The sequence below is a fragment of the Streptomyces sp. NPDC006435 genome (genome assembly GCF_040612315.1).
Lineage (GTDB): Bacteria > Actinomycetota > Actinomycetes > Streptomycetales > Streptomycetaceae > Streptomyces.
Map to the genome: position 1 here is coordinate 55,737 of NZ_JBEXPY010000009.1, position 20,646 is coordinate 76,382.

The 20,646-nt window shown below is 73.1% G+C and carries 16 protein-coding genes; 2 read left to right on the forward strand and 14 right to left on the reverse strand.

The window, feature by feature from the left end; genetic code table 11:
- Positions 1-48: 48 nt before the first annotated feature.
- The 7 genes from ABZZ04_RS12520 to ABZZ04_RS12550 form a co-directional block, all read right to left on the reverse strand.
- Positions 49-1,014: a WYL domain-containing protein gene (locus tag ABZZ04_RS12520; protein WP_356932167.1), complete on the reverse strand. Its 966-nt coding sequence runs from the start codon at positions 1,012-1,014 to the stop codon at positions 49-51.
- A gap of 154 nt (positions 1,015-1,168) precedes the next feature.
- Positions 1,169-3,838, reverse strand: coding sequence for a pyruvate dehydrogenase (acetyl-transferring), homodimeric type (gene aceE, locus ABZZ04_RS12525; protein WP_356932168.1), 2,670 nt, complete (start codon positions 3,836-3,838; stop codon positions 1,169-1,171).
- A 320-nt stretch (positions 3,839-4,158) separates the two neighbouring features.
- Entirely contained in the window at positions 4,159-4,782 is a 624-nt protein-coding gene (locus ABZZ04_RS12530; protein WP_356932169.1) for a GntR family transcriptional regulator, read from the reverse strand.
- Positions 4,783-4,930: 148 nt separating this feature from the next.
- A complete protein-coding gene (gene sucB / locus ABZZ04_RS12535) occupies positions 4,931-6,733 on the reverse strand; it encodes a 2-oxoglutarate dehydrogenase, E2 component, dihydrolipoamide succinyltransferase (protein WP_356932170.1) in 1,803 nt (600 codons plus the stop codon).
- Positions 6,734-6,795: 62 nt separating this feature from the next.
- Positions 6,796-8,184 carry a dihydrolipoyl dehydrogenase gene (gene lpdA, locus ABZZ04_RS12540; RefSeq protein ID WP_356932171.1) on the reverse strand — a complete coding sequence of 463 codons (1,389 nt, stop codon included), beginning with the start codon at positions 8,182-8,184 and terminating at the stop codon, positions 6,796-6,798.
- Positions 8,185-8,581: 397 nt separating this feature from the next.
- Entirely contained in the window at positions 8,582-10,126 is a 1,545-nt protein-coding gene (locus ABZZ04_RS12545) for a leucyl aminopeptidase (RefSeq protein WP_356932172.1), read from the reverse strand.
- 308 nt (positions 10,127-10,434) lie between these two features.
- Positions 10,435-11,214, reverse strand: a complete 780-nt coding sequence (locus ABZZ04_RS12550) for an adenosylcobinamide-GDP ribazoletransferase (RefSeq protein WP_356932173.1) — start codon at positions 11,212-11,214, stop codon at positions 10,435-10,437.
- Positions 11,215-11,302: 88 nt separating this feature from the next.
- Here ABZZ04_RS12550 and ABZZ04_RS12555 point away from each other — a divergent pair, with 88 nt between their 5' ends.
- Entirely contained in the window at positions 11,303-12,064 is a 762-nt protein-coding gene (locus ABZZ04_RS12555) for a hypothetical protein (RefSeq protein ID WP_356932174.1), read from the forward strand.
- Here ABZZ04_RS12555 and ABZZ04_RS12560 read toward each other — a convergent pair.
- The 4 genes from ABZZ04_RS12560 to ABZZ04_RS12575 form a co-directional block, all read right to left on the reverse strand.
- A complete protein-coding gene (locus tag ABZZ04_RS12560; RefSeq protein WP_356932175.1) occupies positions 11,965-12,777 on the reverse strand; it encodes a hypothetical protein in 813 nt (270 codons plus the stop codon). The two genes, ABZZ04_RS12555 and ABZZ04_RS12560, sit on opposite strands and share 100 nt — an antisense overlap.
- Entirely contained in the window at positions 12,774-14,579 is a 1,806-nt protein-coding gene (locus tag ABZZ04_RS12565) for a phosphatidylglycerol lysyltransferase domain-containing protein (protein ID WP_356932176.1), read from the reverse strand. Before ABZZ04_RS12565 ends, ABZZ04_RS12560 begins: the two co-directional genes overlap by 4 nt.
- Before the next feature lie 120 nt (positions 14,580-14,699).
- The gene (gene cobT / locus ABZZ04_RS12570) at positions 14,700-15,806 is read right to left on the reverse strand and encodes a nicotinate-nucleotide--dimethylbenzimidazole phosphoribosyltransferase (protein WP_356932177.1); all 1,107 of its coding nucleotides are present in this window, start codon (positions 15,804-15,806) and stop codon (positions 14,700-14,702) included.
- Positions 15,807-16,022: 216 nt separating this feature from the next.
- Complete coding sequence (locus tag ABZZ04_RS12575) at positions 16,023-17,225, reverse strand: bifunctional adenosylcobinamide kinase/adenosylcobinamide-phosphate guanylyltransferase (RefSeq protein ID WP_356932178.1); 1,203 nt, start codon at positions 17,223-17,225, stop codon at positions 16,023-16,025.
- A 209-nt stretch (positions 17,226-17,434) separates the two neighbouring features.
- Here ABZZ04_RS12575 and ABZZ04_RS12580 point away from each other — a divergent pair, with 209 nt between their 5' ends.
- On the forward strand, positions 17,435-17,644 hold the full coding sequence (locus tag ABZZ04_RS12580; protein ID WP_356932179.1) for a hypothetical protein: 210 nt from the start codon (positions 17,435-17,437) through the stop codon (positions 17,642-17,644).
- 94 nt (positions 17,645-17,738) lie between these two features.
- On the opposite strand, the gene ABZZ04_RS12585 is transcribed toward ABZZ04_RS12580, so the two are convergent.
- From ABZZ04_RS12585 to ABZZ04_RS12595, 3 genes are all read right to left on the reverse strand, one after another.
- Positions 17,739-18,815, reverse strand: coding sequence for a trypsin-like peptidase domain-containing protein (locus tag ABZZ04_RS12585; protein ID WP_356932180.1), 1,077 nt, complete (start codon positions 18,813-18,815; stop codon positions 17,739-17,741).
- Positions 18,816-18,930: 115 nt separating this feature from the next.
- Entirely contained in the window at positions 18,931-19,665 is a 735-nt protein-coding gene (locus tag ABZZ04_RS12590; RefSeq protein ID WP_356932282.1) for a methyltransferase domain-containing protein, read from the reverse strand.
- Positions 19,666-19,781: 116 nt separating this feature from the next.
- On the reverse strand, positions 19,782-20,381 hold the full coding sequence (locus ABZZ04_RS12595) for a DUF3043 domain-containing protein (protein WP_356932181.1): 600 nt from the start codon (positions 20,379-20,381) through the stop codon (positions 19,782-19,784).
- Positions 20,382-20,646 lie beyond the last annotated feature (265 nt).

Below are 20,646 nucleotides of genomic sequence, written 5' to 3' on the forward strand. Positions count from 1 at the left end.
ACGCACGCGGACACGGGGAGGGCGACCCTCCCGGCCCTCCGACGGCCTTCAGCGGTAGAGCTCGCGCAGCCGCTCGGCCGCCGCGGCGAAACGGTCCCGCAGGGCGGCCGGTTCCAGGACCTCCGACTCCGGCCCCAGCGAAAGCAGTTGGCCATGGGCCACCTCCAGGGACTCGACCGGCAGGGTGACGGTGATCCACCCCTCGGCATCGGCCGGACCGGCCGCCTCCAGCGCCTCCCGGACCGCCGAACGGTCCATCGCGTACGGCAGTCGGCGTACGCCCTGCGGCGACAGCCGCACCGTCACCTCGGCCCGCAGCAGCGACCGGGCGAACTGGGCGGCCCGCTCGTCCCAGAAGCCCGGCAGGTCGAACCGCTCGTCGCGCCCGAACCGCTCGTCCGACACCTCGACGGCCGAGAACCGGTCGATCCGGTACACCCGGAAGTCGTCCGCCACCCGGGCGCAGAGATACCAGACCCCCGCCTTCAGCACGAGGCCGTACGGGGCCATCTCCCGCTCCACGTCGCCGTCCCGGCGGCGGTAGCGGGCCCGGACGAGCCGGTCGTCCCAGACCGCCTCGGCGAGGACCGGCAGCAGTTCGGGGGTGACCGGCTCCTGGTACCAGCCGGGAGCGTCCAGGTGGAAGCGCCGGGCGGCGCTGTCGGAGGCGTCCCGCAACGAGGGGAGCAGGGCCGCCGACACCTTGAGCCGGGCGGCGGACGCGGCGTCCGCCAGCCCCATGTCGCGCAGGGCCGACGGCAGCCCGGAGAGGAAGAGGGCCTCGGCCTCGGTGCGGGCGAGGCCGGTGAGGCGGGTGCGGTAGCCGCCGATCAGCCGGTAGCCGCCGGCCCGGCCCCGGTCCGCGTACACCGGGACGCCCGCCTCGGAGAGCGCCTGTGCGTCCCGGGTGACGGTCCGCTCGGACACCTCCAGCTCACGGGCGAGTTCGGCGGCGGTCATGGCGGGACGGGACTGCAGGAGCAGCACCATTTTGATGAGACGGGCGGCACGCATGCGGCCCATTGTGGCCGTCGGCCCGCCCCGCCCCCGACCGGAGACGGGGACGGAACGGGCCGACGGCGCAAAGCGGTGACCGGGCCGGTGACCGGGCCGGGCCGACAGGGGGAAGCGGTGGCCGGGACGTGCCCGGCCACCGCGTCGTCACGGATCAGAGCCCGTAGCGCTCCCGGGCCTCCTTGACCGCGGTCGCGCCGATCTCGCCGCGACGGGCCAGCTGGGCCAGGGCCGCGACCGTGATCGACCGCGCGTCCACGCCGAAGTGGCGGCGGGCCGCGTCACGGGTGTCCGACAGACCGAAGCCGTCCGTGCCGAGCGAGGACCAGTCCTGCTCCACCCACTGGCTGATCTGGTCCGGGACCTGACGCATCCAGTCGCTGACCGCGAGGACCGGACCGGGGGCGCCCTCCAGCACCTGCGTCACGTACGGCACCCGCTGCTCGCCGCGGAGCAGCGCCTCGTCGCACTCCAGCGCCTCCCGGCGCAGCTCGCCCCAGGACGTGGCGGACCAGACGTCGGCCGTCACGCCCCAGTCCGAGGACAGCAACTCCTGTGCCTCCAGGGCCCAGTGGATCGCCGTGCCGGAGGCCAGCAGCTGCACGCGCGGCGCGTCCGCGGACGCCGGCACGCCCTCCTTGAAGCGGTAGAGGCCCTTGACGATGCCCTCCTCGACGCCCTCCGGCATCGCGGGCTGCGGCTTCGGCTCGTTGTAGACCGTCAGGTAGTAGAAGACGTTCTCGGCCTCGGGGCCGTACATCCGGCGCAGACCGTCCTTGACGATCACCGCGATCTCGTACGCGAACGCCGGGTCGTAGTTGAGCGAGGCCGGGTTGGTGGCCGCGATCAGCTGAGAGTGGCCGTCCGCGTGCTGGAGGCCCTCACCGGTCAGCGTCGTGCGGCCCGCCGTGGCGCCGACGATGAAGCCCTTGCCGAGCTGGTCGGCGAGCTGCCACATCTGGTCGCCGGTCCGCTGCCAGCCGAACATCGAGTAGAAGATGTAGAACGGGATCATCGTCTCGCCGTGCGTCGCGTACGACGTCGAGGCGGCGATGAAGTCGGCCATGGCCCCGGCCTCGGTGATCCCCTCGTTGAGGATCTGGCCGTCCTTGGCCTCCTTGTAGTACATCAGCTGGTCGCGGTCGACCGGCTCGTACGTCTGGCCCAGCGGCGAGTAGATGCCGGCCGACGGGAACAGCGACTCCATGCCGAAGGTGCGGGCCTCGTCCGGGACGATGGGCACCCAGCGCCTGCCGGTCTGCTTGTCCCGCATCAGGTCCTTGACCAGGCGGACGAAGGCCATGGTGGTGGCCATCTCCTGCTTGCCGGAACCCTTGTACAGGGCCTTGAACGCGCGCTCCTCCGGCTCGGGCAGCGCCACCGCGTGCACCCGGCGGGCCGGGGCGGGGCCGCCGAGGGCGGCGCGGCGCTCCTGGAGGTAGCGGACCTCGGGGGAGTCCGCGCCCGGGTGGCCGTAGGGCACCAGGCCGTCGGCGAACGCGCTGTCCGGGATCGGCAGGCCGAGCAGCTCGCGCATGTCCTTGAACTCGTCCACCGAGAGCTTCTTCATCTGGTGGTTGGCGTTCTTGGACTCGAAGCCCTTGCCGAGCGTGAAGCCCTTCACCGTCTGCGCGAGGATCACGGTCGGCGCGCCCTTGTGCGACAGGGCCGCCCGGTACGCCGCGTACACCTTGCGGGCCTCGTGGCCGCCGCGAGAGGTGTAGAAACACTCGGCGATCTTCGCATCGGTGAGCAGCCGGGCCAGCTCGACGAGGGCGGGCTCGGCGCCGAAGAAGTGCTCGCGGATGTAGGCGACGTCGCGGGTCTGGTACGTCTGGAACTGGGCGTCCGGGACCTCCCGGAGCCGACGGACCAGCGCACCGGTGGTGTCCAGCCGGAACAGCTCGTCCCAGGCACTGCCCCAGAGCGTCTTGACGACGTTCCAGCCCGCCCCGCGGAACGCGCCCTCCAGCTCCTGGACCACGCGGAAGTTGGCGCGGACCGGGCCGTCGAGGCGCTGCAGGTTGCAGTTGATGACGAAGGTCAGGTTGTCGAGGCCCTCGCGGGCCGCCAGCGCGAGGGCGGCGGTCGACTCGGGCTCGTCCATCTCGCCGTCGCCGAGGAAGGCCCAGACGTGCGAGTTCGACGTGTCCTTGATGTTGCGGTTGGCGAGGTAGCGGTTGAAGCGCGCCTGGTAGATCGCCGACAGCGGGCCGAGGCCCATCGACACGGTGGGGAACTCCCACAGCCAGGGCAGCCGCCGCGGGTGCGGGTAGGACGGCAGGCCGTCGCCGCCCGCCTCCTGGCGGAAGTTGTCGAGCTGCTGCTCGCTCAGCCGGCCGTCGAGGAAGGCGCGGGCGTAGATGCCGGGGGAGGCGTGGCCCTGGATGTAGAGCTGGTCGCCGGAGCCGTCCCCCTCCTTGCCGCGGAAGAAGTGGTTGAAGCCGGTCTCGTACAGCCAGGCCGCCGAGGCGAAGGTGGCGATGTGGCCGCCGACGCCGAAGCGGGAGCCGCGGGTGACCATCGCGGCCGCGTTCCAGCGGTTCCAGGCGGTGATCCGGGACTCCATCTCCAGGTCGCCGTCGAACTCGGGCTCGGCGGCGGTCGGGATGGAGTTGACGTAATCGGTCTCCAGCAACTTGGGCAGCGCGAGACCGGCGCCCTCGGCATGCTCCAGCGAGCGCCGCATCAGGTACGCGGCGCGGTGCGGGCCCGCGGCCTTGGTGACGGCGTCCAGGGAGGCCGCCCATTCGGCGGTCTCCTCGGGGTCACGGTCCGGGAGCTGGTCGAGCTCGCTCGGAAGCTTTCCTACGGGGTCGGTCATGATCGCCGCCTTCCGGAGTGGAGGGGGGTGGAGAAGGCCCTGACTGGCAGGACAGGGCGATGGGGCCGGTGGGCCCGCGAATGAACTGTAGGACGCCGATCGATGATCGATCAAAGGATGAAGGGCAAAACTTCTCGATATGAAGAAATTGGCATTCGGTGCCGCGAAACGGGGCACGGAGTGACGGGATTTAGCGTGCAAAAAGGGCGCCCACCTGCACGGAAGAGCGTCCCTCACGACAGATGCGTACACCCTCCCGGCGTACGCGAACGGGCTCCGGGGCCGCCCCGCGTCGGCCCGGAGCCCCCGCGGCCCGGGGCTCAGGCGCGCGGTGCGCAGCCGAGCACGTGCGCCTTGGCCAGCAGGCCGATGTCCGGGTCCTTGCGCAGGAACGCCTCGATGAGCGCCTCGTGCTCCTCCGCGTACGACTTCTGCACCGTGCCCAGCCACCGGATCGACAGGGCGGTGAACACCTCGATGCCCAGCCCCTCCCAGGTGTGCAGCAGCACGGCGTTCCCGGCGGCCCGCACCATCTCACGGTGGAAGGCCACGGTGTGCCGCACCTGCGCCTCGCCGTCGGCCAGCCGGTCCGCCTCGTAGAGGGCCGTCACATGGGGCGTCAGGAGCGAGCAGTCCTCGCCGAGGGCCGGGGCGGCCAGCTCCGCCGCGATCTGCTCCAGACCGGCCCGGACCGGATAGCTCTCCTCCAGGTCGGCCGCGGTGAGGTTGCGGACCCGTACGCCCTTGTTGGGCGCCGACTCGATCAGCCGGAGCGTCTCCAGCTCCCGCAGGGCCTCGCGCACCGGCGTCTGGCTGACCTCCAGCTCGGTGGCGATCCGGCGCTCCACGATCCGCTCACCGGGCTTCCAGCGCCCGCTGACGATCCCCTCCACGATGTGCTCGCGGATCTGTTCGCGCAGCGAGTGGACGACGGGCGGGGTCATGGGGAGCTCCTTCGGGGACAGAGCGGTGCATCGCGGCCGCCGGGCGACCGGTGTGTCCAGGGCGTGCCCTAGACAATACGGCGGCGCCCCCGTCCGGAAGGTGTCCGGACGGGGGCGCCGCTGGTGAGGCTGGTTACAGCAGTGGTGCTCAGAGGCCGAGCTCGACCTCGAACTCGCCGGCCTCCAGGATCGCCTTGACCGTGGTCAGGTAACGGGCGGCGTCCGCGCCGTCCACCAGACGGTGGTCGTAGGAGAGCGACAGGTACGTCATGTCGCGCACCGCGATCGTCTCGCCGAGGTCCGGGTGGTCGATGACCACCGGGCGGCGGACCGTGGCACCGATGCCCAGGATGGCTGCCTGGTTCGGGGGCACGATGACGGTGTCGAACAGCGCACCGCGCGAACCGGTGTTGCTGATGGTGAAGGTGGCACCGGACATGTCGTCCGGCGTCAGGCCGCCACCGCGGGCCTTGCCGGCCAGCTCGGCGGTCTTCTTCGAGATGCCGGCGATGTTCAGGTCGCCCGCACCCTTGATGACCGGCGTCATCAGACCCTTCTCGGCGTCCACGGCGATGCCGATGTTCTCCGAGTCGAAGTACGTGATGGTGCCCTCGTCCTCGTTGATCCGGGCGTTGATGACCGGGTGGGCCTTCAGCGCCTGGGCCGCCGCCTTGACGTAGAACGGCATCGGGGACAGCTTGACGCCCTCGCGGGCCGCGAACGCGTCCTTGGCACGGGCGCGCAGCTTCATCAGCTTGGTGACGTCGACCTCGACGACCGAGGTCAGCTGGGCCTGCGAGTGCAGCGCCTTCATCATGTTGTCGCCGATGACCTTGCGCATGCGGGTCATCTTGACCGTCTGACCGCGCAGCGGGGAGGCCTCCAGCTTCGGCGCCTTCGAGGCGGCGGCCGGAGCAGCGGCGGCGGCGACGGGGGCCGGCGCGGCCGCGGCGGCCCTGGCGGCCTCCGCGGCGGCGACGACGTCCTGCTTGCGGATGCGGCCACCGACGCCGGTGCCCTTGACCGAGCCCAGGTCGACGCCGTTCTCGGCGGCGAGCTTGCGGACCAGCGGCGTGACGTACGCGCCGTCGTCGCCGGAGGGCGCGGCCGGGGCGACCGGGGCCGGGGCGGCGACGGGCGCCGGAGCGGCCGGGGCCACCGGAGCCGGAGCGGCGACCGGGGCGGCGGGCGCCACCGGGGCCGGGGCCGGCGCGGGAGCGGCCGGGGCGGCCGGAGCCGGAGCGGCGGCAGCGGGTGCCGGAGCGGCCGGGGCCGGAGCCGCGGCGGGCGCCGGGGCTGCGGGTGCCGGAGCGGCCGCCGGAGCGGCACCGGCGGCACCGATGACGGCGAGCTTGGCGCCGACCTCGGCGGTCTCGTCCTCGGCGACGACGATCTCCAGCAGCACGCCGGAGACCGGGGCCGGGATCTCGGTGTCGACCTTGTCCGTGGAGACCTCCAGGAGGGGTTCGTCCTCCGTGACCTCCTCGCCGACCTCCTTCAGCCAGCGGGTGACGGTGCCCTCGGTGACGCTCTCGCCGAGCGCCGGCAGGACGACGTCGGTACCGGCGGCGCCACCGGCCGGTGCGGCGGCCGGAGCCTCGGCGACGGGGGCCGGGGCAGCGGCGGCGGGGGCCTCGGCGACCGGCGCCGGCGCCGGGGCCGGGGCGGCCTCGGGCTCGGCGGCCGGGGCCGCGGCGGCGACGGGCGCGCCCGTGCCGTCGTCGATGACGGCCAGCTCGGCGCCGACCTCGACGGTCTCGTCCTCGGCGACCTTGATGGAGGCGAGGATGCCGGCGGCGGGAGCCGGGATCTCGGTGTCGACCTTGTCGGTCGAGACCTCGAGCAACGGCTCGTCGGCCTCGACGCGCTCGCCCTCGGCCTTCAGCCAGCGGGTGACAGTGCCCTCGGTGACGCTCTCACCGAGCGCCGGAAGGGTTACGGAAACCGACATGGTTTCGGTTGCTCCTTACGAAAGTGCGGAAGTGGGTCGGTCGTCGCGCCCGGTCGACTGGATCAGTCGTGGGAGTGAAGGGGCTTACCGGCCAGGGCCAGGTGGGCCTCGCCCATCGCCTCGTTCTGGGTCGGGTGGGCGTGGATGAGCTGCGCGACCTCGGCGGGCAGCGCCTCCCAGTTGTAGATCAGCTGGGCTTCGCCGACCTGCTCGCCCATCCGGTCACCGACCATGTGGACGCCGACCACGGCACCGTCCTTGACCTGGACGAGCTTGATCTCGCCCGCGGTCTTGAGGATCTTGCTCTTGCCGTTGCCCGCGAGGTTGTACTTCAGAGCGACGACCTTGTCCGCGCCGTAGAGCTCCTTGGCCTTGGCCTCGGTGATGCCCACGGAGGCGACCTCGGGGTGGCAGTACGTCACCCGGGGGACACCGTCGTAGTCGATCGGAACGGTCTTCAGACCGGCCAGCCGCTCCGCGACCAGGATGCCCTCCGCGAAGCCGACGTGCGCGAGCTGGAGCGTCGGGACCAGGTCGCCCACGGCCGAGATGGTCGGCACGTTGGTCTGCATGTACTCGTCGACGAGGACGTAGCCGCGGTCCATCGCGACCCCGGCCTCCTCGTAGCCCAGGCCCTGCGAGACCGGGCCGCGGCCGATGGCGACCAGCAGCACCTCGGCCTCGAAGGTCTTGCCGTCGGCGAGGGTCACGCGGACGCCGTCCTGCGTGTACTCGGCGCTCTGGAAGAACGTGCCGAGGTTGAACTTGATGCCGCGCTTGCGGAAGGCGCGCTCAAGAAGCTTCGAGCTGTTCTCGTCCTCGACCGGGACGAGGTGCTTCAGGCCCTCGATGATCGTGACCTCGGTGCCGAAGGACGTCCACGCCGAGGCGAACTCGACGCCGATGACGCCGCCGCCCAGCACGATCGCGGACTTCGGGACGCGGTCCAGCTTCAGCGCGTGGTCCGAGGAGATGATGCGGTTGCCGTCGATCTCCAGGCCCGGCAGCGACTTCGGCACGGAGCCGGTCGCGAGCAGCACGTGGCGGCCCTGGATGCGCTGGCCGTTCACGTCCACCGAGGTGGGGGAGGAGAGCCGGCCCTCACCCTCGATGTAGGTGACCTTGCGCGAGGCGATGAGTCCCTGCAGGCCCTTGTACAGGCCGGAGATCACGTCGTCCTTGTACTTGTGGACGGCCTCGATGTCGATGCCCTCGAAGGTGGCCTTGACGCCGAACTGCGCGGACTCGCGCGCCTGGTCGGCGATCTCGCCCGCGTGCAGCAGGGCCTTCGTGGGGATGCAGCCGTTGTGCAGGCAGGTGCCGCCGACCTTGCCCTTCTCGATCAGAGCGACGTCCAGGCCCAGCTGCGCTCCGCGCAGGGCCGCGGCGTAACCGCCGCTACCACCGCCGAGGATCACTAGGTCGAAAACGGTGCTGGCGTCGTTCGCCACGTCACGTCCTCCATGCATGTGCGCCGTACGCCGGGCCCCGTCGCTGGGGGATGACCGGCCGGTCGGCTGGTGTTCGGCCGCTTTGTGTTATGTCGGCCCTGTGGTGGGGGCCCTGTCCTGCCGAGAACCCATCTTCGCACTTGTTGACGGTCGGCGGGACGCGGGGCCCGGGTCCGGGGCGGACGATCATCCGCCCCGACGGGTTACCGCGAAGTAGGGACTGGGGGTGATTCCGGGTGCGCGGCGCCGCCCGGGAAGGCCGGCGCGGGAGACGGGCGGGAACGCTGGTGTTTCGTCCAGAGCGAAACCCCGCCGGATCCGTACGGCGACGCCGTGGGAGGCAACGCGTACGGCCCCGGACGTATGCCCGGGGCCGTACGGCGCATCGTTCCGGAGATCAGCCGAGGTCCCCGGCGGCGGTGCGCTCGGCCAGCCCGACCAGCGTGCGGACCGCGGAACCGGTGCCGCCCTTGGGGGTGTAGCCGTACGGCGCGCCCTCGTGGAAGGCCGGACCCGCGATGTCCAGGTGCGCCCAGGTGATGCCCTCGCCCACGAACTCCTGCAGGAACAGGCCGGCCACCAGACCGCCGCCCATCCGCTCGCCCATGTTGGCGATGTCGGCGGTCGGGGAGTCCATGCCCTTGCGCAGGTCGGCGGGGAGCGGCATCGGCCAGGACGCCTCGCCGACCTCCTCGGCGATCTCGTGGATCGAGGTCCGGAAGGCGTCGTCGTTCGCCATGATGCCGAAGGTGCGGTTGCCCAGCGCCAGCACCATCGCGCCGGTCAGGGTCGCCACGTCGACGATCGCGTCCGGCTTCTCCTCGGAGGCCCGGGTCAGCGCGTCGGCGAGGACGAGCCGGCCCTCGGCGTCCGTGTTGAGGACCTCGACGGTCTTGCCGCTGTACATGCGCAGCACGTCACCGGGGCGGGTGGCGTTGCCCGACGGCATGTTCTCGGCGAGCGCCAGCCAGCCGGTGACGTTGACCTGGAGGCCCAGGCGGGCGGCCGCGACGACGGCGGCGAACACGGCGGCGGCACCGCTCATGTCGCACTTCATCGTCTCGTTGTGGCCGGCCGGCTTCAGCGAGATGCCGCCCGAGTCGTAGGTGATGCCCTTGCCGACCAGGGCCAGGGTCTTCTCCGCCTTCGGGTGCGTGTAGGCGAGCTTCACCAGGCGCGGGCCGTGGGCCGAGCCCTGGCCGACGCCCAGCAGACCGCCGAAGCCGCCCTTGACGAGCGCCTTCTCGTCGAGGACCTGCACCTTGATGCCGTGCTCCTTGCCCGCGGCGGTGGCCACGGCGGCGAAGGACTCGGGGTACAGGTCGTTCGGCGGGGTGTTGATCAGGTCGCGGGCGCGGTTGATCTCCTCGGTGACCGCGGTGGCGCGCTCGACGGCCGCCTTGAACGCCTTGTCGCGCGGCTTGCCGCCGAGCAGGGCGACCTCGGCCAGCGGGAGCTTGACGCCGTTGCCGTTCTTCTTGCCCTTGGGCGCGACCTTGTCCTCGCCGCCCTGGTACGCGGTGAAGGCGTACGCGCCGAGGAGCGCGCCCTCGGCGACCGCCCCGGCGTCCCCGGCGGACGCGAGGGGCAGCGCGAAGCCGGCCTTCTTCGCCCCGGCCAGGATCCGGGCGGCGGAGCCCGCGGCCCGGCGCAGCGCCTCGGCGTCGTACGCCCCGTCCTTCTCCGGCACGGAGCCGAGGCCGACCGCGATGACGACCGGGACCTTGAGGCCGTCGGGCGCGGGCAGCTTGGTCACCTCGCCCTCGGCACCCGTGGCGCCCAGGGCTTCCAGGACGGTGGCGAGCTTTCCGTCGAACGCCTTGTCCACGGCCTCGGAGCCCGGTGCGAGGACCGGCCCCTTGGATCCCTTGGCGACGCCCACGACGAGTGCGTCGGCGCGCAGCGTCGCCGCACCGGCAGTGCTGAGAGTGAGAGCAGTCACGGTGGTGAAATCTCGCTTCCGTTGAGTTCGTTGTCGGTCGATGGGTGGGCCGACCGTGCCCGGCGCATCGTAGACGCCGCCGCAATGTGCCGGGAATGAGCCTACGCGCGCCTTTGCTGCGGGATCACGGCGGCGGGCCGCCCGCGGGGCCTCGTGGCGTGAAGGCTTCGCCCCGGGAGGGCCGCTCCGTGCCCGCACGGGCCCGGCGGGACACGGAACGGGCCGGTCGGCGGCCCGGCCCCCGCGGCCGACCTCCCGGGCACACAGGGACGCGGCACGTTCCGGACACGGCACGATCCGGACACCTCTCAGCCGAGCGCCAGGACCACCAGGGCAGCCGTCGCCGCGGTCTCCGCCAGGGCGCCGAAGACGTCGCCGGTCACCCCGCCGAAGCGCCGCACGCAGTGCCGCAGCAGGAGTTCGGCCGCACCGAGCGCGGTCAGTGCGGCCAGTGCGTGGTGCGCCGCCCCGTACCCGCCGAGGAGCGCCCCGGCCCCCGCGCAGCCCGCGACCACCACCGCCCCGACCGCCACCGCGCCCCCCACCGGCACCGTGCCCGCCACCGCCGCGCCCAGCCCCTCCGGACGGGCCGGCGGCACGCCCCGGCGGGACGCCAGGGCGAGCGCCAGCCGGGCGACGACCGCCGCCGCGACCGCCGCCGCCGCGCCGTACGCCCAGCCCCGCCCGTACAGCTCGTACAGGGCCGCGACCTGGGCCAGCAGCACGAACAGCAGGGTGATCACCCCGAACGGCCCGATGTCCGACTGCTTCATGATCCGCAGGGCGTCGTCCGCCGGCTTGCCGCTGCCCAGACCGTCCGCGGTGTCCGCCAGGCCGTCCAGATGCAGCCCCCGGGTCAGTACCGCGGGCACGGCGGCCGAGACCACGGCGGCGAGCAGCGGGCCCGCGCCGAGCAGCAGCGACAGGACGCCGGGCAGCGCGGCGGCGAGCCCCACGACGAGACCGGCGAGCGGCGCGCACAGCATCCCGGCGCGGGCGGCCCCACGGTCCCAGCGGGTGACGCGGACGGGGAGCACCGTCAGGGTGCCGAAGGCGAAACGCACGCCGTGGCTGTTCAGGGAGGTCACGGCGCGCAGGCTAATCGGTGCCGTCGACCGATAGATTGCCCATGTCGGGATAAAGCGCCGCAGACACGGCATATCGGGAGTGGGTGGCATGGGTCACTGGTTCGAACGGAACATCGTCGAGCCGGGGAAGCTGCCCCTGCTGCTCGCCCTGGCCGCCTTCGTGCTCACCTTCGCCGTCACCCGGTTCGTCACCCGGATGATCCGGGCCGGGAAGGGCCCGTTCCGCAACGTCACGTCCGGCGGGATGCACATCCACCACGTCGTCCCCGGCGTGGTGCTGAGCGTGATCGGCGGGTTCGGCGCGGTCGCGAGTGGACGCCACGGCCCCGGGGCGGGGATCTGCGCGGTGGTCTTCGGCGTGGGCGCGGGACTGGTGCTGGACGAATTCGCCCTGATCCTCTACCTCGACGACGTGTACTGGACCGAGGAGGGGCGCAAGAGCGTGGAGGCCGTGGTCCTCACCGCCGCACTGGTGCTGCTGGTCCTGGCCGGGTTCTCGCCGCTGGGCGTGAACGAGCTGAGCAGCGACGAACAGCAGGACCGGCTCGGCGTGATCCTGACCCTGGTCGTCAACTTCTGCTTCGTGCTGATCGCCCTCTTCAAGGGCAAGGTGCGGCTCGCGGTCGTCGGCACCCTCGTCCCGTTCGTCGCGCTGGTCGGGGCGCTCCGGCTGGCCCGGCCGACCTCGATGTGGGCGAGGCGCTTCTACCGGAACCGCCACCGCGCCCGCGCCCGTGCGCTGCTGCGCGCCTACCACCACGACGTGCGCTGGGCGGGCCCCCGCCGCAGGTTCCAGGATCTGATCGGCGGCGCGCCGGACCGGACCCCGCTGCCCGGACACCGGCCCTGACCCCGGTGCCGCCGGGCCCGTACGGCCGCGCGGGCGGTCGTCCGGGCGGTCGTACGGATACTCGTACGGATACTCGTACGGGCGCACAGCGCGAGCACCGCGGCGATCGCCGCCAGATGCTCCTTGCCCGCCAGGTTGTCCTTGACGAACACCTCGGCCACCATCGCCGCGACCACCAGGCAGCCGGTGAACCGGGCCCGGTACGTCCAGCAGAGGTACACGGCGAGGCCGACCACCGCCGCCGAGGGCCCCGTGTCGACGACCCGGGCGTCGGAGGCGGGCAGCCCGAACGGCCCGTCCGGGCCGAGCGCGACACCGATCCGCGCGTACAGCGTCCCGGCCAGTGTCGCCAGGTACGCGATCAGCAGGGTGCGCCACCGGCCCAGACAGACCTCGGCGACGCCGAACACCACCAGGATCTGCGCCAGCGCCCCCCACACCGGCAGGTCCGGCGCCGGCACGAACAGCGACAGCGGGGTGCGCAGCAGGGCCGCCCACAACGGGTCCTCGGCCCGCACCGTCCCGAGGACCCGCACCGCGTCGAAGCCCCACGGACGGTGCTGCGCCACATGGAGCAGCGCCGTCAGACAGACCGCGGCGAGCGCCAGCGGGACCGCCCGCGCCCCGGCGGCGCCGAACCCGGCGCGCACCGCGGCCAGGAGCGGACCCCACTCGCGACGGGCCGCGGCGAGCAGCGGCCCCCCGGCCCTCATCCACGCGTCCCGAGATGCGAGCGGTGCAGCCACTTGGGCAGGCCGGGCGCCTCCAGGAACCCCTCGGCACGCCCCGCCGCCACACCGATGCGCAGCAGGTCGGAGCTCTTCTCGAACAGCATGAAGCGCGGCTCCCAGATCGGTCGGTACTTGGCGTTGGCGCGGTACAACGACTCGATCTGCCACCAGCGCGAGAAGAAGCCGAGCAGGGAACGCCACAGCCGCAGCACCGGTCCCGCGCCGAGCCGCGAACCCCTCTCGAAGACCGACCGGAACATCGCGAAGTTCAGTGAGACCTGGGTGATCCCGATCTCCTCGGCCCGCTGGAGGAGCTCGATGACCATGAACTCCATCAGCCCGTTCTCGGCGTCCCGGTCGCGGCGCATCAGGTCCAGCGAGAGGCCGTTCGGCCCCCACGGGACGAAGCTCAGCACGGCCCGCAACTCGCCCCGGGCGCCGTCCTCCGCGGCCGGGGCGTCACGGCACTCGAGCATCACGCACCGCCCGTCGGCCGGGTCGCCGAGCCGGCCCAGCGCCATCGAGAAGCCGCGCTCGGTCGCCCCGTCGCGCCAGTCGTCGGCCCGGCGCACCAGTTCGGCCATCTCCTCCTCGGGGATGTCGGCGTGACGGCGGACGGTCACCTCGTACCCGGCGCGCCGCACCCGGTTGTACGCCTGGCGCACGGTGCGCATCGCCCGCCCCTCCAGGGTGAACTCGGCGGTCTCCACGATCGCCTCGTCGCCCAGCTCCAGGGCGTCCAGGCCGTGCCGGGCGTAGACGGTGCCGCCCTCCTCGCTCACCCCCATCACCGCCGGGACCCAGCCGTGCTCACGGGCCTCGGCCAGCCACGGCCCGATCGCCCCCGGCCACGCCTCGGGGTCGCCGATGGGATCGCCGGAGGCGAGCGAGACCCCGCCCACCACCCGGTACATGACGGCGGCCTTCCCGGTGGGGGACCAGACGACGCTCTTCTCCCGGCGCAGCGCGAAGTAGCCCAGCGAGTCGCGCTCGCCGTGCCGGTCGAGCAGGGCCCGCAGCCGGGACTCGTCCTCGGGGGTGATCGGGTCGACCGCCCGGCGGGAGCGGAACGCCACGTAGACGACGGCGATCAGCAGCAGCGTGGAGAGGATGTTGATGGTGACGTCGACCCAGCCGGGCGTGGTGATCCCGGGGAAGGCGGCGTCGTTGTCGGCGACCGAGACCAGCCGCAGGGCGCCGTAGCGCCACCGGTCCAGGAAGGTCGCCCGGTGCTCGTCGTGCGCGGTGTTGGTGAGGGCGACCAGGCCCGCGGCGAGCAGCGAGGTGACCAGCAGCCCGCCGATCGCTACGAGGGCCGCCAGCTTCGGGTTGGACCGGTCGCCCTTCGCGTAGAACTCGCGCCGGCCGGCGAGCAGTGCCCCGACGAAGGCGGCGGTCAGCACCAGCGAGATCCAGTTCTGCGGGTACTGCCGGACCTCCGGGAACATGAGCACCAGGGCGAACAGGACCAGCAGCAGGCCGCTCACCACCAGGTTCACGATCCACGCGGCCCGCTTGCGGCGGCGCATGGTGATCGCCAGGAAGAGCGCGACGACGCCGGAGGAGAAACCCGCCGTGAGCAGGTACGGGGTGAAGTAGTTCGCCGTGTTGTGACGGCGCAGGTCGTTGCCGAGGGTGACCCAGACGGCGCTCAGGAAATTGATGAACGAGACGACCCGCAGGTACCAGATGGCGAACGCGGCGCCGCGTCGTGACCGGACGGTGCTCGGCGGCCGGATGCCGGCCCGTTCGGAATCCTCGGTGCCCATACGGACCTCTCCCATGAAAAGCGATCATATGGGGCATCGCATCGCATGGGGCCGTGCGGCGGCCGGTGTTCCACGGCCGCGGCACCGCCGGTCCGCGGGCCCGGGGCCCGCCGGGGGTCTCCGCCCGGCCGGTCCTCAGGTCGCGTCGTCGTACGTGGCGCCCGCGTCGGCCCCCTCGCCGGCACCGTCCTCCTCGTCGGCGCCCGGCTCGCGCTCGGGCAGTTCCGCCGCAAGCGCGGCAGCGGCCCGGACGAGCGGAAGTGCGAGCAATGCCCCGCTTCCTTCCCCCACGATGACGCCGTGGTCCAGCAGAGGGTTGAGCGCCATCCGGTCCAGTGCCTTGCTCTGCGCCGGCTCGCCGCTCGCCTGGCCCGCCAGCCACCAGTCCGGGGCCCGGAAGGCGGCCCGCTGCCCCACCAGCGCACAGGCCGAGGAGACCACCCCGTCCAGGATCACCGGCAGCCGGCGCACCGCGCACTGGAGCAGGAAGCCGGTCATCGCCGCGAGGTCGGCCCCGCCCACCGTGGCCAGCAGTTCCAGCTGGTCGCCGAGGACCGGCCGGGCCCGCCGCAGCGCGTCCCGGATCGCCGCGCACTTGCGCATCCACGCCAGGTCGTCGATGCCCGCCCCGCCGCGCCCGGTGACCACCGAGGCGTCCGTGCCGCACAGCGCCGCGATCAGCGTGGACGCGGCCGTCGTGCCGCCCACGCTCAGATCGCCGAGCACCACCAGGTCGGTGCCGGAGTCGGCCTCCTCGTCGGCGATCGCGATGCCGAGTCGTACCGCCCGCTCGGCCTCCTCGGCCGTCAGCGCGTCCTCGATGTCGATCCGGCCGGTGCCGCGCCGCACCCGGTGGCGCACCACCGGCTCGGGCAGCAGCTCCGGGTCGCAGTCCAGTCCGGCGTCGATGATCCGCACCGGTACGGAGAACTGCCGGGCCAGCACGGCGAGCGGCGTCGTGCCGTCCAGCGTGGCCCGCACCAGCTCGTGCGCGGTACCGGCCGCGCGCCCGGAGACGTCCAGCTCGGCCACCTTGTGGTCACCGGCGAACAGGACCACGCGCGGCTGCTCGATCGCCCTGACCGGGACGGCCTGCTGCGCGGCCGAGAGCCATTCGCCCAGCTCGTCCAGGCGGCCGAGGGCGCCGGTGGGAACGATCATGCGCTCCCGGCGTTCCTCGGCGTCGCGCCGTACGCCGCCGTCGGGGCGTTCGATCAGGTCGGAGAAGTCGTCCAGATTCACGGGGGTCTGCCTCGCGGGTCGATGCGTCGAGTGGGCCGGCGAGCCCGGCGGCGGGCTCACTGCGGAACAGTACCCGCCGGGTTTCCGGCGCCAGGCCGGAGCGCGGCCCGTCCCGGCCGGGGCCCGCGTGCGGCGGTGGCGGGGGAGCGGCCCCGGCCCGCTCCCGCCGCCCGGCGCGTACGGCACGCGCCCCGCACGCCCGTGCACGCGCCCCGGTCAGCCCCGCAGGGTCAGGGCCTGGCCGGCCACCACCAGCAGCACCTGCTCGCACTCGTCGGCGAACGCGGCGTTCAGCCGGCCCAGCTCGTCCCGGAAGCGCCGTCCGGCGGCCGTCGCGGGCACCACGCCCGAGCCCGTCTCGTTGGTGACGGCGACGACCGTGCGCCGCGTTCCGCGCACCGCGCAGACCAGGGCGGCGGTCCGCTTCCGCAGGGCGTCCTCGCCACCGTCCGCCCACGCCGCGTCGTCCCAGGCGCCGACCCGGTCCATCGCGTCCGTCAGCCACAGCGACAGGCAGTCGATCAGCAGCGGCGGCCCGTCCGACTCCAGCAGCTCCACCAGCTCGCAGGTCTCCTCGGTGCGCCAGGCGGCCGGCCTGCGCTCCCGGTGCAGGCCGACCCGGGCCGCCCACTCGGCGTCCCCCTCCCGGCCCCCGCCGGTCGCCACGTACACCACCTCGGGGAACGTCTCCAGGCGGCGCTCGGCCTCCACCGACTTGCCCGACCTGGCCCCGCCCGTCACCAGGGTGCGCCGCGGCACCCCCGGCCCCGCGCGGTACTCGCCCACCCCCAGCGTCGTCCCGTCCGGCACGACCCGCGCACCGGCCGCCGCCAGTCGCCGGTCCAGCTCGGCCCCGGGCGGCGCGTCGTGGTCCAGGTGGACGGCGACGATCTCGGTGGCCGGGCCGATCGCCCCGACGGCCCGCAGCCGCGCCACCGCGTCCGGCCGCCCCGTCACGTCGCCGACCACCATGTCGTACGGCTCCGCCACCGGGTCCGCGAGACCGGCGGGCGCGGCCCCCGGCGGCAGGTAGAGCAGCCGCGTCCCCTCCGGCGCCGTGACCTCGTACCCGGTGCCCGGGGCGTCCATGGGCACCGCCCGCACCCGGTGGCCGCTGATCAGCGTCAGCACCCGGCCGTCCGGCACCCGCCCCGCCGGGGGCAGTCCGGGGGGCAGCTCCACGGCGGGCCCGTCGTGCGGATGGGTGAGCAGTACCTGCCGTACGCCGGTCAGCGAGCGCCCCGCACGGGCCGCGGCGAACACGGCCCCCGGAGTGAGGTCGAGCAGCAGCGCGTCGTCGATCAGCAGCGAGGTGGCGGCCCGCGAGCGCGCCCCGCGGGCGACGGCGCAGGCGGCGCAGGGGCATTCGGGCCGCGGCAGCCCGTCGGGGGCTCCGGTGCCGAGGAGAGTCAGTTCCACGCCCTCGATCCTCCCGCGTCCGCGCGGCGGGTGCGCGACTTGGGACACTTCGGGCGGGTACGGGCACCGCCCCGCACCGGGCACGGGCCCCGGCGCCGCGGCCGGCCGGTTCCGCCCGGCGGGAGCGTGCGTGCGGGGCGGCGCCGCGGGGCAGAGGTTGCCGGGAGGGGCACTAGGCTGCGGACAGCAACACGACCCAGGAGGCGGACATGGCGTGGACGTGGCGGTTCGAGAAGTCCGACGGTACGGAGACGGAGCCGGCGCTGCAGCCGGAGGAATTCACCACCCAGGGCGACGCGGAGTCCTGGATCGGCGAGTACTGGAAGGAACTCCTCGACGGCGGGGCGGAGCAGGTGACGCTCTTCGAGGACTCGACGAAGATCTACGGCCCCATGAGCCTCCAGGCGGACCAGGGCTGACCCCGCCCCGGCGCGGAAACGATCGTGCGGGCCCGCGCCGGGCCCGCACGGCCGTTCCCGGCCCGCCCGGCAGGGGACGGGCGCCGGGTGCGTCCTAGATCTCGCCCAGCGTGACCTCCGCGGTCTTCTCCGCCCCGTTGCGCAGGTACGTCACCGTGACCTTCTGGCCCGGCTTGTCCGAGGCGAGCGCCTCCGACAGGGACGTGATCGTCGTGACCGGTACGTCGCCGATGCCGGTGACGATGTCGCCGGCCCGCAGCCCCGCCTCCTCCGCGGCACCGCCCTTCTCCACGCTGACCAGCGCCACCCCGGCTGGCTGGTAGTTCTCGTCGACGACCGTGCGCCCGGTGATGTTCAGGGCCGCCCGGCCCGAGTCGGTGACCCGGCCGCTCTTGATGATCTGGTCGGCGACCGTCCTCACCATCGACACCGGGATCGCGAACCCGATGCCCGGCGCCGCGCTGTCGCCCAGCTCCGGGTCCACCGCCGCCAGGGTCGGGATGCCGATCACCTCGCTGTCCAGGTTGACCAGCGCGCCGCCGCTGTTGCCCGGATTGATCGCCGCCGAGGTCTGCACCATGTTCGCGATCGTCGCGCCGGTGCCGCCGCCCGCGCGGCTCTCGCTGACGGTCCGGCCGACCGCCGAGACGATGCCCTGGGTGACGCTGGAGGACAGCCCCAGCGGCGAACCCATCGCCAGCACGATCTGCCCCACCTCGACCTTCTCCGAGTCGCCGAACTTCGCGGGCTTCAGCCCGTCCGGCACGCTGTCGAGCCTGATGACGGCCAGGTCCTGCTCCGGGTAGGTGGCCACCAGCGAGGCGCGCTGCGCCTTCTCGCCCGTGGCGACGGTGACCTTGAACGTCTTCCCGTCGCCGACCACGTGGGCGTTGGTGACGATGTGGCCCTTGGAGTCGTAGACGACCCCCGAGCCCAGGCTCTCGGCGGCGTCGATCTGCACGACCGACGGCAGCACGTTCTTGATCACGGTCTGGTAGTCGCTCTGCAGGTCACCGGCGGTCCCGGAAGCGGAGGCGGGCTTGCTGGGCTCGGCCTCCGGAGAACTGGAGGCCGTGTCCGAACAGCCGCTCACCAGGACGGCGGCGCAGACGCCTGCGGTCAGGAGCGGCAGGAGCCGCCGGGCACGGCTGCGGGAATGGGAAGCGTCCATGCCTGGATTGTCGCTTTTGGCGCTTCCGGCGGCCTGTTGGGTTCGGCCGGCCAGGGTGCGCCGCCGGGCGGCCCCGGCAGCGGCCCGCGTCCGCCCGGCCGGACACGGCGGGCGGTCAGCCCCGCACGCCGCACAGGTGCAGCAGCGCGGCCACCCGTCGGTACGGGTCCGTGCGCCCGGCGCGGTCCTCGGCGGCGAGCACCCGCTCCAGTTCCGCCGCGGCGGGGAGCTCCACGTCGTTGCTCACGTTGTCCGTGAAGACGCGCACCCCGTACCAGGCGTGCAGGGGTGCCGCGATCCCGGCGAGGGTGGACGTCAGGGCGTCCAGCCGGTCGGCCCGTACGGTGACGCCCAGCCGGTTGGTGTACGTGTCGCTCTCGAAGGCGGCCAGCGTCGCGTCCCAGTCCCCGGCGGTCCCGGGGCGCATCGCCAGCGCGTCCGCGTTCCGCACGAGCAGCGACAGCAGCCCGCCCGGGGCCAGCATCCGGGCCAGGCCGGCCAGCATCGCGTCCGGCTCCCGGACGTACATCAGCACGCCGTGGCAGAGCACCACGTCGAAGCTGCCCGGCAGGAAGTGCACCCCGGTGTCCAGGCCGTCGCCCTCGATCAGCCGGACCCGCTCACGGATGCCCGCCGGCTCGCTGCCGAGCGCCTCCCTGGCCACCCGCAGCATCTCGGCGTCGGACTCCAGGCCGGTCACCGTGTGCCCCGCCCTGGCCAGGCGCAGCGCCTGGGTGCCCTGCCCCATGCCGACGTCGAGCACCCGCAGCCGCTGCCCGACCGGGAAACGGGCCGCGATCTGCTCGTCCAGCTGCCGGGCGACGAGCTCCTGGCGGACGGTGTTGCGCAGACCGCCCAGCTCCTTCAGCCACACCGGGGAGGCCCCGGAGAAGCCGGTGACGGCCGGGGCGGCATCGTCGGGCGGGCCGGCGGACGGACCGCCGGCCGAGCCGGAGACGTGCGTACTCAGGGCCGCTCTCCACGCTTGACCTGCGGCTTGGGCAGTCGCAGGCGACGCATCTGGAGCGTGCGCATCAGGCCGTAGGCGACCGCGCCGCGCTTGGGGGTGTCGGGGAAGCGCTCCTTGAGCTGCTTCCGCAGACGGATCGAGAGCCCGATCGAGTCGACGACGATCAGCACGATCACGAAGAGCCAGAGCAACAGCGAGATGTTCTGGATGTTCTTGATCTGGATCACGCTCATGATCAGGATGATCACGGCGAGCGGAAGGAAGAACTCCGCGACGCAGAAGCGCGAGTCCACGTAGTCGCGGACGAAGCGCCGCACCGGGCCCTTGTCACGGACCGGCAGATAGCGCTCGTCACCACTGGCGAGCGCCTCGCGCTGCCTGGCCAGGTCCGTCCGGCGCGCTTCGCGCTGCCTCTTCGCTGCCTCCTTGCGGTCGAGCGGCGCGCCACTGGAGGCGCGACGGCGCTGCGACTGTGCCTCGCTGCGCTTGGGGGTGGGGCGACCCTTGGGAGCCTGCGGGTCGCGGGGCTGCTTGGAGAGGTCCGCCGTCACCTTGTCGGTGGGCGCCTTCTCTTCCTTCGAACGGCTACGGAACACAAGGTCCAAGGGTACGGGTTCGATCGCGATGACCCCAGGCCGGTCGGGAACGATCCGGCAACGGCCCGCGTCCTGGCTGGTGTACCCGCGTGTTCGGCGGGATGCGGGCGTAACGGTTCTCCCCGACCTCCACCTACTCCCTGGGCCGGAGCGGTGACCGGACGCAGTCGTCCTTGGGGAGGAGCACATCCGTGCTCGAACAGTGCGGTAATAGAGGCAGGGCCCGTACTGTGGGTTCTGTTGGAGTGCTGGAGCTCAGTCCGTC

Excerpts from the sequence above, each read along its gene's own strand:
- ABZZ04_RS12520 (WP_356932167.1), bottom strand. The coding sequence starts at position 1,014 with ATGCGTGCCGCCCGTCTCATCAAAATGGTGCTGCTCCTGCAGTCCCGT.
- aceE (WP_356932168.1), bottom strand. The coding sequence starts at position 3,838 with ATGACCGACCCCGTAGGAAAGCTTCCGAGCGAGCTCGACCAGCTCCCG.
- ABZZ04_RS12530 (WP_356932169.1), bottom strand. The coding sequence starts at position 4,782 with ATGACCCCGCCCGTCGTCCACTCGCTGCGCGAACAGATCCGCGAGCAC.
- sucB (WP_356932170.1), bottom strand. The coding sequence starts at position 6,733 with ATGTCGGTTTCCGTAACCCTTCCGGCGCTCGGTGAGAGCGTCACCGAG.
- ABZZ04_RS12555 (WP_356932174.1), top strand. The coding sequence starts at position 11,303 with ATGGGTCACTGGTTCGAACGGAACATCGTCGAGCCGGGGAAGCTGCCC.
- ABZZ04_RS12560 (WP_356932175.1), bottom strand. The coding sequence starts at position 12,777 with ATGAGGGCCGGGGGGCCGCTGCTCGCCGCGGCCCGTCGCGAGTGGGGT.
- ABZZ04_RS12565 (WP_356932176.1), bottom strand. The coding sequence starts at position 14,579 with ATGGGAGAGGTCCGTATGGGCACCGAGGATTCCGAACGGGCCGGCATC.
- ABZZ04_RS12580 (WP_356932179.1), top strand. The coding sequence starts at position 17,435 with ATGGCGTGGACGTGGCGGTTCGAGAAGTCCGACGGTACGGAGACGGAG.
- ABZZ04_RS12585 (WP_356932180.1), bottom strand. The coding sequence starts at position 18,815 with ATGGACGCTTCCCATTCCCGCAGCCGTGCCCGGCGGCTCCTGCCGCTC.